The sequence below is a fragment of the Litorivivens sp. genome (genome assembly GCF_041625495.1).
In the GTDB taxonomy this organism is placed as follows: domain Bacteria; phylum Pseudomonadota; class Gammaproteobacteria; order Pseudomonadales; family Spongiibacteraceae; genus Litorivivens.
In genome coordinates, this window is record NZ_JBFJTH010000007.1 from 13,710 (window position 1) to 28,107 (window position 14,398).

At 57.9% G+C, this 14,398-nt stretch carries 13 protein-coding genes; 9 read left to right on the forward strand and 4 right to left on the reverse strand.

Translation table 11 applies throughout. The annotated features are described in order from the left end of the window. Both galU and ABYP39_RS01550 read left to right on the forward strand, forming a co-directional pair. Nucleotides 1–834 (forward strand): UTP--glucose-1-phosphate uridylyltransferase GalU, encoded by an 834-nt coding sequence (gene galU / locus ABYP39_RS01545; RefSeq protein WP_372780856.1) that lies wholly within the window; start codon nucleotides 1–3, stop codon nucleotides 832–834. 4 nt (nucleotides 835–838) lie between these two features. Then, on the forward strand, nucleotides 839–2,203 hold the full coding sequence (locus ABYP39_RS01550) for a phosphomannomutase (protein ID WP_372780857.1): 1,365 nt from the start codon (nucleotides 839–841) through the stop codon (nucleotides 2,201–2,203). Between the two features lie 68 nt (nucleotides 2,204–2,271). Here ABYP39_RS01550 and ABYP39_RS01555 read toward each other — a convergent pair whose 3' ends face one another. Next, a complete protein-coding gene (locus ABYP39_RS01555) occupies nucleotides 2,272–3,231 on the reverse strand; it encodes a polyprenyl synthetase family protein (RefSeq protein ID WP_372780858.1) in 960 nt (319 codons plus the stop codon). A gap of 255 nt (nucleotides 3,232–3,486) precedes the next feature. Between ABYP39_RS01555 and rplU the strand changes: the two genes are divergently transcribed. The 7 genes from rplU to rpoH all read left to right on the forward strand — a co-directional run bounded on the left by rplU (nucleotide 3,487) and on the right by rpoH (nucleotide 11,231). Further along, nucleotides 3,487–3,798: a 50S ribosomal protein L21 gene (gene rplU, locus ABYP39_RS01560; RefSeq protein WP_372750386.1), complete on the forward strand. Its 312-nt coding sequence runs from the start codon at nucleotides 3,487–3,489 to the stop codon at nucleotides 3,796–3,798. A 32-nt stretch (nucleotides 3,799–3,830) separates the two neighbouring features. Further along, a complete protein-coding gene (gene rpmA, locus ABYP39_RS01565; protein ID WP_372750385.1) occupies nucleotides 3,831–4,088 on the forward strand; it encodes a 50S ribosomal protein L27 in 258 nt (85 codons plus the stop codon). 110 nt (nucleotides 4,089–4,198) lie between these two features. Then, on the forward strand, nucleotides 4,199–5,398 hold the full coding sequence (gene cgtA / locus ABYP39_RS01570; protein ID WP_372780859.1) for an Obg family GTPase CgtA: 1,200 nt from the start codon (nucleotides 4,199–4,201) through the stop codon (nucleotides 5,396–5,398). Between the two features lie 13 nt (nucleotides 5,399–5,411). Then, a complete protein-coding gene (proB, locus tag ABYP39_RS01575) occupies nucleotides 5,412–6,524 on the forward strand; it encodes a glutamate 5-kinase (RefSeq protein WP_372750011.1) in 1,113 nt (370 codons plus the stop codon). A 114-nt stretch (nucleotides 6,525–6,638) separates the two neighbouring features. After that, entirely contained in the window at nucleotides 6,639–8,801 is a 2,163-nt protein-coding gene (locus ABYP39_RS01580; RefSeq protein WP_372780860.1) for a TonB-dependent receptor, read from the forward strand. A gap of 1 nt (nucleotide 8,802) precedes the next feature. Continuing rightward, complete coding sequence (locus ABYP39_RS01585) at nucleotides 8,803–10,233, forward strand: PepSY domain-containing protein (RefSeq protein ID WP_372780861.1); 1,431 nt, start codon at nucleotides 8,803–8,805, stop codon at nucleotides 10,231–10,233. 146 nt (nucleotides 10,234–10,379) lie between these two features. Then, nucleotides 10,380–11,231: an RNA polymerase sigma factor RpoH gene (gene rpoH / locus ABYP39_RS01590; protein ID WP_372750351.1), complete on the forward strand. Its 852-nt coding sequence runs from the start codon at nucleotides 10,380–10,382 to the stop codon at nucleotides 11,229–11,231. Nucleotides 11,232–11,289: 58 nt separating this feature from the next. On the opposite strand, the gene ABYP39_RS01595 is transcribed toward rpoH, so the two are convergent. Genes ABYP39_RS01595 through ABYP39_RS01605 form a run of 3 tightly spaced genes read right to left on the reverse strand, consistent with a single transcriptional unit; the run spans nucleotide 11,290 to nucleotide 14,300 of the window. After that, a complete protein-coding gene (locus tag ABYP39_RS01595) occupies nucleotides 11,290–12,249 on the reverse strand; it encodes a hypothetical protein (protein ID WP_372780862.1) in 960 nt (319 codons plus the stop codon). Beyond that, the gene (locus tag ABYP39_RS01600) at nucleotides 12,246–13,064 is read right to left on the reverse strand and encodes a hypothetical protein (RefSeq protein ID WP_372759032.1); all 819 of its coding nucleotides are present in this window, start codon (nucleotides 13,062–13,064) and stop codon (nucleotides 12,246–12,248) included. Before ABYP39_RS01600 ends, ABYP39_RS01595 begins: the two co-directional genes overlap by 4 nt. Before the next feature lie 54 nt (nucleotides 13,065–13,118). Next, on the reverse strand, nucleotides 13,119–14,300 hold the full coding sequence (locus tag ABYP39_RS01605) for a MarR family transcriptional regulator (protein WP_372780863.1): 1,182 nt from the start codon (nucleotides 14,298–14,300) through the stop codon (nucleotides 13,119–13,121). Nucleotides 14,301–14,398 lie beyond the last annotated feature (98 nt).

Below are 14,398 nucleotides of genomic sequence, written 5' to 3' on the forward strand. Positions count from 1 at the left end.
GTGATGAAGAAATGTTTATTTCCAGTGGCGGGTTACGGCACACGATTTTTGCCGGCAACCAAGTCTATGCCGAAGGAAATGCTGCCGGTGGTTAATAAGCCCCTAGTTCAATACGGCGTGGAAGAAGCTATTCAGGCAGGCCTAACTGATATTGCGCTGGTTACCGGTCGCGGCAAGCGCGCCATTGCCGATCATTTCGACATCAGCTATGAGCTGGAACATCAGATTGCCGGTACGTCGAAAGATGTCTATTTGGAGTCAATCCGCAAAGTTATTAACGCGGGCACGTTTTCCATGACGCGGCAGCGTGAAATGAAGGGCCTGGGGCACGCTATTCTCACCGGCGAGGTGCTGGTTGGGCATGAGGATGCCTTTGGTGTCATTCTGTCCGATGACCTTTGCCTGAACAACGGCGGCGACGGCGTCATGGCGCAGATGGTGAAGCTCTACAAACAATTCCGCTGCAGCATTGTGGCCGTGATGGAAGTGCCGGCTGACGAAGTTGATAAATACGGTGTGATAGTCGGTACCGAACTGAACAAGGGGCTGTACCGGGTTGAAAGCATGGTGGAAAAACCGCCGATCGACGAAGCGCCCTCCAATCTGGCGGTAATCGGGCGCTATATTCTGACGCCGGATATCTTCGATATTATCCGTGAAACACCGCCGGGTAAGAACGGTGAAATTCAGATTACCGATGCACTGAACAAGCAGGCCTCTGACGGCTGCGTGATGGCGTACAAGTTTAAAGGTCGTCGTTTTGACTGCGGCAGCGTGCCTGGCTTTGTTGAGGCGACCAATTTTGTATTTGAAAACTACTACGATAAGAACTAATCGCATGCAGAAAATAGAGATTACGTGTTTCAAGGCCTACGACGTTCGTGGCCGTGTACCAGATCAGCTTAACGAAGATATCGCATACCGCATTGGTCGCGCCTATGCCCAGGTAATCAAGCCCGAAACGGTGGTTGTCGGGCATGATATTCGGCTTAGCAGTGAGGCCATGAAAATGGCTCTGGCCAATGGCCTGATGGACGGCGGCGTCGATGTTTTTGATATCGGGCAGTGCGGGACAGAAGAGATATACTTCGCGACCAGCCACGGAAATTTCGGCGGTGGTATTGCGGTAACGGCCAGCCACAACCCCAAAGACTACAATGGCATGAAGTTTGTGCGTGAGTCGTCCAAACCCATTAGTGGCGATTCCGGCCTTTTTGATATTCAGGCCTGCGCGGAAAATGGTGAGTTTGACGAAGTGGCTGAACGCGGTGAGCTTAAGTCCTATGAGTCCCAGTCGGCCTATATCCAGCACCTGTTGAGCTATGTCGATGTCAACGAGCTCAAGCCGCTGAAGATCGTCACTAACGCGGGCAATGGTGGCGCTGGTGCGGTAATCGATGCAATCGAATCACGCCTGCCCTTCAATTTTTTCAAAGTGCACCACGAAGCCAATGGCCACTTCCCCAATGGGGTGCCCAACCCGCTGCTGGAGGAAAACCGCCAGCCCACAATCGATGCTGTGTTGGCTGAAAAAGCCGATATGGGTATTGCCTGGGACGGTGACTTTGATCGCTGTTTCTTCTTCGACGAAAACGGCCGGTTTATCGAAGGCTACTATGTGGTTGGTCTGCTGGCGGAAAGCTTCCTGCTCGATCACCCGGGTGAAAAGGTTGTTCACGACCCGCGTTTGATCTGGAATACCCGTGAGCTTGCGGAATCTAACGATTCAGTTGCAGTGCAAAGCAAGACTGGGCATGCCTTTATTAAGGAAATCATGCGCAGTGAGAATGCGATCTACGGTGGCGAGATGAGCGCCCATCACTATTTCCGCGATTTTGCCTATTGCGATAGCGGCATGATTCCCTGGCTGTTGGTGGCCCAGTTGATGTCGCGTCGCGGAAAAACGCTGTCTCAGTTGGTCGATGAGCGCATGGCGAAGTTTCCCTGCAGCGGTGAAATCAACAGCACGATTGCGGATCCCAAAGCCGTAATCTCGGCGGTCGAGGCTGAGTATGCCGGTGGTGCTGACAGCGTTGAGCATGTGGATGGGCTGAGTGTTTCCTACGCTGATTGGCGCTTCAATCTGCGCATGTCTAACACCGAGCCTGTGGTGCGGCTCAATGTGGAATCTCGAGCTGATGAAACCTTAATGCGCGCAAAAACCGATGAGCTGCTGGCATTCATGAAAAAGGCGGCTGGCTGACTTGGTTGGGTAGGGCGAACACTGCGTGTTCGTTCGCCCGATGCCGCGGTAGAAAAGGGAAAGGCGGCTTACTGCTGGCGCGACAATGCCAGTTTGCATAGATCCAGCAGAGCCTGGTGGTGTGAACTGGCGCGCAGGGGTACCAGTGCGGTCAGTGCATCACCTGAGTACTCACGCGCAACCTGCCGGGTGTAATCCAGCGCGCCCGTGTCGCGAACAATCCGCACCACATCGGTCAGATTGGCCATCGATTTTTCAGTGATGGCGTGTCTGATCAGATCCGCCTCGGCTGGGCTCGCCTGTTCCATGGCGTAGATCAACGGTAGGGTGACTTTGCCCTCGTTAAGGTCGTCGCCGATGTTCTTGCCCGTGGATTCCGGGTCGCCTTCGTAGTCCAGTACGTCATCGATCAACTGGAAGGCCATACCAAGATTCAAACCGTAATCGTAGAGAGCATCTGCATAGTCGGCGCGCTCGCTCAGCATGGCCGCGCCGCAGCAGGCGGCCGCAAACAGCACGGCGGTTTTGTTTTGAATCACCGTAAAATACTGTTCCCGGTTTGCGCTGGCATCGCCGGCGCGCACTAGCTGCAGTACCTCGCCTTCGGCGATGGTGTTGGTGGTGTCTGAGAGCAGCCCCATCAAATTGAGATTGCCGATGCTGACCAGGATCTGAAAAGCCCGGGAATAGAGAAAATCACCGACCAGTACACTGGGTGCGGAGCCCCACTTCTCATTGGCGGTGGGCCGCCCCCGGCGCAGGGTGGAAACATCCACTACATCGTCGTGCAGCAGGGTGGCAGTGTGAATAAACTCGATAACGGCTGCCAGCTGAATATGCTTGTCGCTAATGTTGCCGCAGGCGCCAGCGCTTAACAGTGCCAGCATTGGGCGCAGGCGTTTGCCACCAGCGTCCACGATATAATGGCCGATGTTTTCCACCAGCCCGACGTCGGAGTGGAGCTGCTCTATGATCAGGTCGTTGACCGCGTCGAATTCGCTGGCGACGACCGCCCGGATTTGCTGCATGAGTAGTTGTTCACCTGACTTTGCCGCGGGAATGCTAGGTGCGGCAGGCGGGGGTGTCAAGGCTGGGGCGACGTATCTGGACCCTGTGTGGCAAAGCGCCCGCAGTGCTTGAGATTTGCTGCGCGATTGCGTAGAATTCGCGGCCCTGTAGCAAAACCGCCCTGGCAGTGCGTCAGAGGAGGTTGCCTGGACTTGCCTTCGACAGGATGTCGACCCTTACCATTAACCCGCAAGCAGGCCTTTTGGAGAGAGATTATGTACGCAGTGATTGAAAGCGGTGGCAAGCAGCACCGTGTTGTCGAGGGCGAAACCCTCAAGCTGGAAAAACTGGAAGTTGCCACTGGCGAGACCCTGGAGTTCGACAAGGTTCTGCTGGTTAATGATGGCAGCGCTGCCAAAGTAGGCACCCCGCTGGTTGCCGGCGCCAAGGTCACTGCTGAGGTGGTTGCCCACGGTCGTCGCGATAAAGTTAAAATCGTGAAGTTCCGTCGTCGCAAGCACTCAATGAAACAGGCCGGTCACCGTCAGTGGTACACCGAAGTAAAAATCACTGGTATCAGCGGCTAAGCCGTCAGTACGAGTAGCAAGGAGATTAAGTCATGGCTCACAAGAAAGCTGGTGGTAGTACCCGTAACGGTCGCGATTCGGAAAGTAAACGCCTTGGCGTTAAGCGTTTCGGCGGCCAAACCGTACCGGCGGGCAGCATCATTGTTCGTCAGCGTGGCACCCGGTTCCATGCCGGCGAGAACGTAGGTGTCGGTAAAGACCACACCCTGTTCGCCAAAGCAGACGGTGTTGTGAAGTTTTCCGTTAAAGGCCCGCAAAAGCGCAAGTTTGTTAGCATCGAAGCGGCCTGATACGCGAGCGAGCTCCAGAAAAAGCCCCGTCAGGTTGACGGGGCTTTTTTGTATCTGCTAAAGAATTTCACGCACGTAAAGGCTAAAGGCGCTTGCGCCGGGTAGGAACTATGAAATTTGTCGACGAAGCAGTCATCAAGGTCGCGGCCGGAAACGGTGGCAGTGGCTGCCTGAGTTTTCGGCGCGAAAAGTACATTCCCAAGGGTGGCCCTGACGGCGGCGACGGCGGGGATGGCGGCAGTGTATTCCTGAAGGCCGATCAGTCCGTAAATACGTTGGTGGATTTTCGCTATGTGCGCAACTACCGGGCGGATAATGGCGAGCCCGGGCGCGGCGGCAACTGCCGCGGTAAAAGCGCTGACGATCTGTATCTGGTGGTGCCGGTAGGCACCACGGTGCTGGACGAGGAAACCGGCGAGGTGCTGGGCGATCTTTCCAATCACGGTGAGCTGCTCAAGGTTGCCCAAGGTGGCTTCCACGGACTGGGGAATACCCGCTTCAAGTCCAGTACCAACCGCGCGCCACGCCAGACCACGCCCGGCTCCGAAGGCGAATCCCGACAGATCCGGCTGGAGCTTAAAGTGCTGGCAGATGTGGGGCTGCTGGGCCTGCCCAACGCGGGTAAGTCGACCCTGATCCGAGCGGTGTCTGCCGCCAAGCCCAAGGTGGCGGATTATCCCTTTACTACGCTGGTGCCCAATCTTGGCGTGGTGTCGATGCAAAAGCACCGCAGCTTTGTTATTGCCGACATTCCTGGCTTGGTGGAAGGTGCTGCCGAGGGGGCAGGCCTTGGTATCCGCTTCCTCAAACATCTGACGCGCAACCGTCTGTTGCTGCATTTGGTCGATGTGGCACCGCTGGACGGCTCAGACCCGGTGGACGCGGCGCGAGTGATTATCAACGAGCTGGTAGAATTCAGTGAGACCCTGTTTCAGCGTCCCCGTTGGCTGGTGCTCAACAAGACCGATCTCATTCCGGAGGAAGAGCGCGAGGCTCACTGCCAGGACATTATCGATCGCTTGGGCTGGGATGGCCCGGTGTTCAAGCTTTCAGCGCTGACCAAGGACAACACCGACGCCCTGTGCTGGGCGATACTGGAATATATTGAGCAATGTCGCGCTGCGGAGGCTGAGAACGAAGAGCTTCGCCAGCAGGAGATCGAGACCCAGAAGGCCATGCAGGCTGAGGCTCGGGATCGTATCCAGTCGCTCGCGGACTCTCGCCGCGCTGCCCGCAAGGCAGCCCACAGCTCCGACGAAGACGATGATGACGATGATGACGGCGACGTAGAAGTTGTCTACCAGCCCTGAATAAGAAGGCACCATGACTGAACTGGCCGACACCCAGCGTTGGGTAATCAAGATAGGCAGCGCCCTGCTCACCGCCAATGGTCGCGGGCTATGGTCGGACGGACTCGACAACTGGGTGCGCCAGATGGTCGAGCTTCGCCGCGCAGGACATGAGGTGCTGCTGGTATCGTCTGGTGCCGTGGCTGAGGGCATGACCCGGCTTGGCTGGTCGCGTCGACCGGAGGAAATTCACCGACTACAAGCCGCAGCGGCGGTGGGGCAGATGGGTTTGGTGCAGGCCTATGAGTCGCGTTTTTCTCTGCATGGCTTGCACACCGCCCAGATTTTGTTGGGGCACGATGATATTTCCGCGCGGGATCGCTACCTCAATGCACGTGGCGCCCTGCAGACCCTGCTGGAGCTGGGTGTCATACCGGTGGTCAATGAAAATGACACCGTGGTGACGGACGAAATTCGCTTTGGCGACAACGATACACTCGCGGCCTTGGTAGCCAACCTGGTGGACGCCGACGTGCTGGTGATTCTTACGGACCAGAAAGGCCTGTTTACCAAAGATCCGCGCAACAACCCCGATGCCGAACTGATTGCTGAAGCCGATGCCAGTGATACCACGCTCGACAGTATGGTCTCTGGTGCGGGTGTGCTGGGCCGTGGTGGCATGATCACCAAGCTGCGAGCGGCTCGCCTTGCAGCCCGTGCGGGCGCCGATACGGTGATTGCCAGCGGCGTTGAAGAAAATGTGTTGCCGCGCCTGCTGGCGGGCGATTCTGTGGGTACGCGCCTGCGCGCCAAACAGCAGAAGCTGGCGGCCCGTAAGCAATGGCTGGCGGGACAGCTGCAACTCAAAGGGCAATTGCAACTCGACGATGGTGCGGTAAAGGTGCTGACCGGACGCGGCTCCAGTTTGTTGCCGGTCGGTGTGAAACATGTCAGTGGCAGCTTTCACCGCGGTGACCTAGTGAGCTGTGTTGATCTGAGCGGGCGCGAAATTGCACGCGGCTTGGTGAACTACAATGCCGACGAGGCACGCCGTCTGGCGGGCCAACCCAGCTCGGAGATTACCACCCTGCTCGGCTACCACGGCGACGAAGAGCTGATCCACCGGGATAACCTGGTGCTCAGCTAGCGCGATCAGGGCCAACACAGCCCTGTTGACTCCCACGAGTGCGACGCTGTGTCGCATTCCGAAATCTCCTCCGCCCTATACAATGCGCGCCCAGAGTCTCGGGAGGGCAGCGCAATGAAAAAATCTGTTGGAAGCCTGGCGCTCGCGCTGGCGGTTGCTGTGCCGGTGTGGGCGGGGCACGGTGAATACCTTGAAACTGTCGTGGTTACTGCCACCCGAGACCACAGCAGCCTGTCTGATACTGCCGCCAGTGTCGGTGTGCTCGACGAAGACACGGTACGCGCCCTCAAATCCAGCCATTCTAGTGAGCTACTGAACCGCATCAGCGGCGTGAATATTGTGCAGCTTGGCTCGTCCGGAGAGGGTGTGGCCGCCGCCATTCGCCAGCCGGTTTCCTATTCGCCGGTGTACCTCTATCTGGAAAATGGAGTGCCTACGCGATCTGCCGGGTTTTTCAATCACAACGCGCTGTACGAGGTGAACACCTCGGTGGCCAACGGTGTGGAAATTATCAAGGGTCCGGGTTCGGCCCTTTACGGCAGTGACGCTATAGGCGCTGTCATCAATATTCTCAGCGGCCAACCACCGCGTGAAAATGCGCGCAGCATGATCCTTGAAGCCGGTGCCGACGGCTGGCGCCGGGCTCAGCTCAACGCGGCTCAGCTGCAGCGCAACTACGGATTTACCGCCCGCATTAATGTCAGCAACAGCGATGGCTGGCGCGACCAGACGGCAGCTCAGCGACGCGACGCTACCCTATCCTGGGCATGGGATGCCAGTGACAGCATGAACCTCAATACGGTGCTAACCGCCAGTACTCTCGACATGGAAACCGGTGGCTCTGGCTTGCGCTACAACGACTATCGGCAAGACCCTGAGCAGGCGGGCAACCGGATCGGTTTTCGCGATGTCAGTGCGCTGCGACTCTCAAGCGCCATTGAAAAACGCCTCGACAGCGGCGTTCTCACGGTAACCCCCTATCTGCGCAGCAATGAGCTGCAATACGTGGCCACCTGGACCTTGAACAGCGGTCGTGTGCAGCCACCACCACCCTGGTGTTCCACCTGCCTGGCACAACTGGATTCCCAGGATGCGCATATCAACGACAGCGGCCACGATTCCGCCGGGGTGCTGGTGAAATACCGGCACGATCTGAGTGAAGACAGTTTCGTTATCGTCGGTGTGGACCTTGATGCGACCCGTGGCTATCAGCAGCAAACCTATATTGAGCGCACCGACAGTGACGCAGGTCCCTACTGGCTGAGCTATCGAGAGGCGGGTGAGCTGTACGATTATACGGTGGATTTTTTCGCGGCTTCGCCATATGTCCACCTAGAGCAGCAACTGTCGCCACGCTGGCGGTTGACTGCGGGTGTGCGCTACGACAGTTTCCGCTATGACTACGACAATCGCCTGGCAGACATCGCAGCTGGCAGTCCCGATGATCCAGCCACGGCAATCTACGAAGACTCCCACTACCGCGAACCGGATCAGATAGTGGAAATGGAACACTTCAGCCCGAAGCTGGGGCTGATCTTTGATATTTCCGATTCGCTCAACGCCTACACAGCCTATCGCCATGCCTTCCGAATTCCCGATGCCGGGCAGATGTTCCGCGCCGGTGCCACTGTGGATGCCACCTCGCTGGAGCCGGTCAAGGCCAACAGCCTGGAGCTGGGGCTGCGCGGTAACGTGGGTGCACGGCTGGCATTTGATGCGGCGCTGTATCGTATGGAAAAGCGCGATGACATTCTCAGCGTCACCGAGGCCAGCGGCGCCCGGCGCAATGTGAATGCCGGCCAGACCGATCACTATGGGCTCGAGCTGAACCTGGATATACGGTTGACCGGCAGCCTGGATCTCGGCCTGGCCTACAGCCGCGCAAAGCACCGTTTTGCCGACTGGCAAGACGGCCGCAACGATTACTCGGGTAACGACATGCCGGATGCGCCGGCAGATTTTGCGAACCTGCGGCTGAGCTGGCATCCGCAGGTGCTGGGCGGCGGTCGAGTAGAGCTCGAAGGCTGGTATCAGGGTGAGCACTGGCTCGACGAAAATAACGACAGCGATGGCGTTGCTACAGACCGCGATCGCTATAAGGGCCACACTTTGATCAACCTGCGCGCGGATTACCCGCTTACCGATGCAATCAGCCTTTACACCCGGGTGCTGAACCTGACCGATCGCCACTATGCCGAAACCACCAGCAAGTGGGGCCCCCGCTACACGCCGGGGCGACCGCGCACAGCCTTTGTTGGCGTTAACTGGAGTTTCTAAGGTGAGTAAGCGCCTATTTATCCTATTGCATCGCCAGCTCGCTTGGGTCGCGGGCTTTGCCCTGATCTGCTGGTCTGTGTCGGGAATTCTGCACCCAGTGATGAGCTGGTTCGGCCCCCAGCCGGTGGCCATGTTCCCCCCGTCGATGACACTGGCACCGAATACGCTGACCGATATGGCGACTGCGGTGCGCGGCAGTGGGGTCGACAGTGCTCGAGTGGTCAAACTGGTGCCGAGCGACGCTGGAGCGCTGCTGCAGGTAACCAAGAGCGACGCCGCGCCTCGACAGTATTTCTCTCTGATCGATGCCGCGGCACTGCCCGGGCAGGATGAGCAACAAGCGCGATGGTTGGCCGGCCACTATAGTGGCCGGCCGGTGAGCGATATCGAGAGCGTCAGGTTTGTTTCAGCCTTTAGCGAAGAGTACCCCGAGGTTAACCGCTTGCTGCCGGTTTACCGGGTGCAGTTTGCCGGTGATGATCAGCTCACCGCATTTATCTATACCGAAACTGGTGCATTGGCCTCTCTTAACAATACCTCCAAAGCTCGACTGCAACAGGTATTTCAGCAGCTTCACACCTGGGCCTGGCTGGACGGTCTGGGGTTCGGGCGGGTGCTGTTGATCGCGCTGTTTATGGTTACGCTGCTGTTGATGGCCAGTGGCGGCCTTATTCTGCTGGGGCTCTTGCCGGCGCGCAGCATCGGTGACAAGCACCGCCGCTGGCACCGCCGGCTGGGGTATGTGCTCTGGTTGCCGCTGCTGGCGTGGTCGGCCAGCGGATTTTACCACCTGATTCAGGCGCAGTATGTGGAGCCGGTCAGTGGTGTCCGTTTGGGCGCAGCACTTGATCTTGTTGACTTGCCGGCGCCGACCGCCGCTCTGCCGCAGCAGCAGTTGACGGCCGTTTCGCTGGTGAGTGACGGCGCGGGTAACCTGCTGTACCGGCTTGCGCTGGCGCCTGAGGATGAATCAGTGAGTCGGCAGGCCCGCTTCAATGGTCGAGCCGCGTCGGCCGGTGCGGTGTATCTGGATGCCACGGGTAACCCGGTGGCGCACAGCGATGCGAGGCAGGCGGCAAACTTGCTGGAGGGCTTCTTCGACGATAGCCCGGCCGGGGAGCCTTCAAAGGTTACGCGTTTTGGTCCGGAATACGATTTTCGCAACAAGCGCTTGCCGGTCTGGCAATTTGAGCTTGCTGACCGCGCCGCGACGCGGGTATTTGTTGACCCGGCAACCGGGGTGCTGGTCGATCAGAGTCGCCGCCTTGATCGCGCTGAGCGCTGGTCGTTTTCCTTGCTGCACAAGTGGAATTTTCTCACCGGTCTGGCCGGGCGGGAGGGGCGTGACGCGCTGATGGTGCTAGTTTTGGCAAGCCTGTTATGCAGTGCGATTTTTGGGCTCAAGATGGGCTTTCGCAGAAGGCCAAATTGATAATATTAACGTATTGAAATATAAGGATTAAAATGTGTTATCCACAGGGGGGAGGTTGAACTTTCCGAGGGGTTGGCACTCTAAGCTCCCGAGTGCTAAACTCAGTGTCCGTTTTTGGTTCAACAGCTCTTTGGAGGAATGCGCACATGGGAACCCAATTGCAGCCAATTCATCAATTGGTGCCGGGTAGCGATCTCTCTGCGTATATTCAGACCGTAAGCAGTATTCCGGTGCTGAGCGCCGAGCGCGAGCGCGAGCTGGCGGAAGACCTGTTTTACAATCAGAACCTCGAAGCCGCCCGTGAGTTGGTTATGTCTCACCTGCGCTTTGTGGTTCATATTGCCCGCAGCTACAGCGGCTATGGCCTGTCTCAGTCTGATCTGGTGCAGGAAGGTAATGTTGGTCTGATGAAGGCGGTCAAGCGCTTCGACCCAAGTAAGGGCGTGCGGCTTGTGTCCTTTGCAGTACATTGGATCAAGGCTGAAATCCACGAATTCATTCTGCGCAACTGGCGTATTGTCAAAGTGGCCACCACCAAGGCTCAGCGCAAACTGTTCTTCAATCTGCGCGGTGCCAAGAAAAAGCTGGCCTGGCTTAACAATGAAGAAGCCCAAGCGGTAGCGCAGGATCTCGGCGTTGAAGTGAAAGACGTGCGGCAGATGGAAAGCCGTCTGGCGGCTGTGGATGTCGGTTTCGATATGGATGTGGATGACGATTCGCCCGCGCCAGCACCTGTGCAGTATCTGGAAGATCATTCCAGCAATCCGGCGACCCTGCTGGAATCTGCCGACTGGGAAGGCGCGGCCAACGAGAAACTGGCTCTGGCTATGGATCAGTTGGACGAGCGCAGCCGCACTATCTTGCAGGCGCGCTGGTTGAATGAAGATGCCAAGCAAACTCTGCATGAGCTCGCGGCCCAGTACGGGGTATCTGCCGAGCGCATTCGCCAGCTTGAGCAGAATGCAATGAAAAAGCTGAAAGCTTCCATGCTGGCCTGATTCAGGCCAGCCGTTTTCTTACGGTTCTGCCCCCCTTTCGACGCTTCGCGCTGTCTCCCTATGGTTTGATAAGCTCGCCTGTTTCTGGCAGGTAGCGGTATTTCTGGTCGTCGTCGCTGTCGCCCAGGGCCTGCAGCACCGACACAATTAATACATTCTCATCCCAGCGCAGAGTTGCGGTGCCGGCATTGAACGGCAGTTGAGCGCGCTCTGTGTTGTCGCCAAACAGATTTTTCAATTGTTGCACGTGAACGGCCTGTGCGGTTTGCAGGGCCAGCCATTGCTGGTCTGCGGAGACCTTCAGCTCCAGCACAGCCTCATGCAGGTCGTCCAACTCAAGCACGTCTGCGGTATTGCTGCTCTGCCAGCGCAGGCTGCTAACGCCCGTATTCAGTGCTACCGCGCACAGTGTTCCGGTGCGTTTACTGATCGGGTGGGGCAGGGCGATGCAGCGGCGACTCAGCTCCGTGGGTGGTGCCATTTTGGCGGCGGTCTGTAGCTCCTCGGCTCGATCCATGGCCATGCGGGACGCCAGCTCCCGTTCGGCCTTCTGGCTGGCGGGGGCAGCCGGTGCAGCGGTGTGTATCTCCTGCTCCGGAGCGCCTGCGGCGCCGGCCATATCGCTTAGCGTCGATTCTGCGAGATAGTCGCTGTCATCGCTTGGAGGCGTTTGCAGCTGACCCAATAGCAAGGCAATCGCCGCCATGCTCGCCAGGCCGCCAGCGGCATAACGCCAGTCGATCAGCCAGTTGTTGAGGCCGCGGGATAGTATGGTCAGTAGCGAACCGGACGACGACTCGGGTGTTTCTGCCATTGCCGCTAGATCCAGCCATTGCCGGTAGCGCTCGGGCTGCGTTGCCAGATGAGAAAGGACCTCTTCGCGGCGCTCGTTGGTCAGCGACCCCTCGCGCAATTGCGCCAGTTCCTCGTCGCTGGGGGGGGATCCTGTGGCTTTTCGCCTAGGCTCGGCGAGTTGTATGCCGAGAATGGCTTCGCTGTGACGATCGGCCTTACTCACCGGGTGTCCTCCAATATATCGGCCGCGCTGCGTAAATGCAGTCCGGCGGTCGCCAGTGCGGTGTGAATTTGTTGCAGGCTGCGTTTGATTTGACGGCCAGGCTGGTGATTTGGAACGCCGAGTGCTCGGGCTATGGTGGAAAAGTTCAGCCCATCCTGAAAATGCATTTTCAGCATCAAGAGGGATTCATCATCAAGTGTCAGGGCTGCGCGAGCGCGTTCTATGGCGTCATGGTGTACGTCGACAAAGGCGTCGTCGTCACCCAGCAGAGCACTCAACGTGGCCAGGCTTTCCTCGAGGCAATGTTGTTCCAGACAATCGTCAAAAGCAGTGGCGGGCATCAGTGATTCGTCGTTGCCCAGATACGCTTCGGGCACCGGTAGATTGACGGCGCCACACCAGGGTAGACGCGCCTTGATGGTGCGAATGATGTTGCGAATAACGCCCGGGTCATGCTGCGAATGGCGTGCAACTACGCTTTCTGTGGTGTGACGCTCTAGGCAGAGGGCTCGCCACAGCCGAACCCAGGTCTCTCCTTGTTGTTCCAGCCATTGAGGTGGGCGGGCGCGGCCGTAGCGCTGACGTGAAAACTCTTCCAGCAGACGTGCGCTGAGGCTGAATAAAAAGGTGGTCGGCTTGGCATTGCCGCGATAGGTTTTGCAGCGCGCCCAGTCTTCTTCAGCCAACTTCTCTAGCACGAAGGTGCTGGCCTCTTCGGCGGTTACCGGTTCGATAAACCGGTGCTTGGCCTGCCTTTCAAGGCCCTGCATCCACTGTTGCTCAAAGACGATGTTCGCCCAATTGATTGCACTCATTCTGGCTTCCGATAGCCGCTGTTGTCTGCGCCGTTTATGGTGGCGACAAGTCTATCACCGAGTGTCGTTGAGTGCTGCCAGCAGAGTCTGCAGTTGACGCTTTTGCCTATCATCTAATCGGCTTTCTATATCGCGAAGCTGTTGCAGTGAACGCACCGCAGGCGCTGAGGTGAGCAACTCCACAGTGCCGGCGGTGGTGCGGGTCATGCCCATCTGGCTTGCCAGGTAAAGTAGTGCGGCAGTTTTATCTGTCGCGCGCGTAAATTCTGCTGGTGTGTCGCTGAACAGCTCGGCGGCGGCCTGGGTATTAAAGGGCTTGAGTATGCCGGTTTCCAGCTCGAGAGCGGCGTAAAGCTGTTGCAGCTGCTGCTCAAGCTCCGCAAAGTGTTGTTCACCCATGGTCGCGGACAGTTCTTCGGCAAGCGTCTGCACGCTTTGTACCGAGTCGCGAATCAGCACGAGCCCTTTGGCGGTGAACCGCAGGTGGCGGGAGCGTCGATCATTGTTGGCCATGGCGCGGCTAATATAGCCAAGGCTTTCAAGTTCTCCAGCGATACGCGAGATGGCTTGGGTGGTTACCGCATTTAACCGAGCCAGTTCTGCCACCGCCGTGCCGCCAAGGTCAATGGCGCCCAGTACCTGTCCAAAGGAAAACTGCAGGTTGTGGCCAAGGCTGGCCGTAATCGCCATCAGGCGTTCCTGCAGGATGCGCGATAGCGGGGTTAAGCGGGCACTGACTGGCAGTCCGTTGCCTGCCCTGATGCCTTCGCCGGGAACCTGTAGCGCTTTTGAGGCATCGCGCAGGTGGCCGCTGAGCCCTCGGACCGCTTTGCTGCCTATCAGCGTTTCGTAATATTTGTGCGTTGCCTGCATTTCTTCCAGCGCGTGTTGAATCAATTGCTCGCCGTCGGTGGTGAGTGCCACCAGCTTGGCGCGCTTGTCTTTGGGGTCGTCTCGGCGCTCGATGTAGCCTGCTTTCTCCAACGGCTTCAGACTCTGCAGGCAAAGTTGCTTGCTCATACCCAGCGCGTCGGCCAGCTCGGTCAGGCGTAGGGGGCGACTGCCAAGCAGCGATAGTGGGGCGCTGAAGCTCATGGCAAGTCGGGGGTGGCCGCGTTTGGTCAGCTGCTCCATTGCCCGCCGCTCAGAGTGGCGGGTAATGGCCGTGAGGTGGCGCATAAAATTGTGGCGATACTGTTCCCACACCGGGGCAAATTGCTCAGCTGGCAATGACACAGGAAGCTCCGTCAGGCTTTCGCTTAAGGTAACACGTATTTATCAATTGCTATACAAATATTTACTAAATGGGTGCAGACGTGATAGCGTAGGGTATC

What these genes read in the sequence shown, in the direction of transcription:
- rpmA (WP_372750385.1), top strand. Translation starts at nt 3,831, where the DNA reads ATGGCTCACAAGAAAGCTGGTGGTAGTACCCGTAACGGTCGCGATTCG.
- ABYP39_RS01600 (WP_372759032.1), bottom strand. Translation starts at nt 13,064, where the DNA reads ATGAGTGCAATCAATTGGGCGAACATCGTCTTTGAGCAACAGTGGATG.
- ABYP39_RS01555 (WP_372780858.1), bottom strand. Translation starts at nt 3,231, where the DNA reads ATGCAGCAAATCCGGGCGGTCGTCGCCAGCGAATTCGACGCGGTCAAC.
- proB (WP_372750011.1), top strand. Translation starts at nt 5,412, where the DNA reads ATGACTGAACTGGCCGACACCCAGCGTTGGGTAATCAAGATAGGCAGC.
- cgtA (WP_372780859.1), top strand. Translation starts at nt 4,199, where the DNA reads ATGAAATTTGTCGACGAAGCAGTCATCAAGGTCGCGGCCGGAAACGGT.
- ABYP39_RS01550 (WP_372780857.1), top strand. Translation starts at nt 839, where the DNA reads ATGCAGAAAATAGAGATTACGTGTTTCAAGGCCTACGACGTTCGTGGC.
- rplU (WP_372750386.1), top strand. Translation starts at nt 3,487, where the DNA reads ATGTACGCAGTGATTGAAAGCGGTGGCAAGCAGCACCGTGTTGTCGAG.
- rpoH (WP_372750351.1), top strand. Translation starts at nt 10,380, where the DNA reads ATGGGAACCCAATTGCAGCCAATTCATCAATTGGTGCCGGGTAGCGAT.
- ABYP39_RS01580 (WP_372780860.1), top strand. Translation starts at nt 6,639, where the DNA reads ATGAAAAAATCTGTTGGAAGCCTGGCGCTCGCGCTGGCGGTTGCTGTG.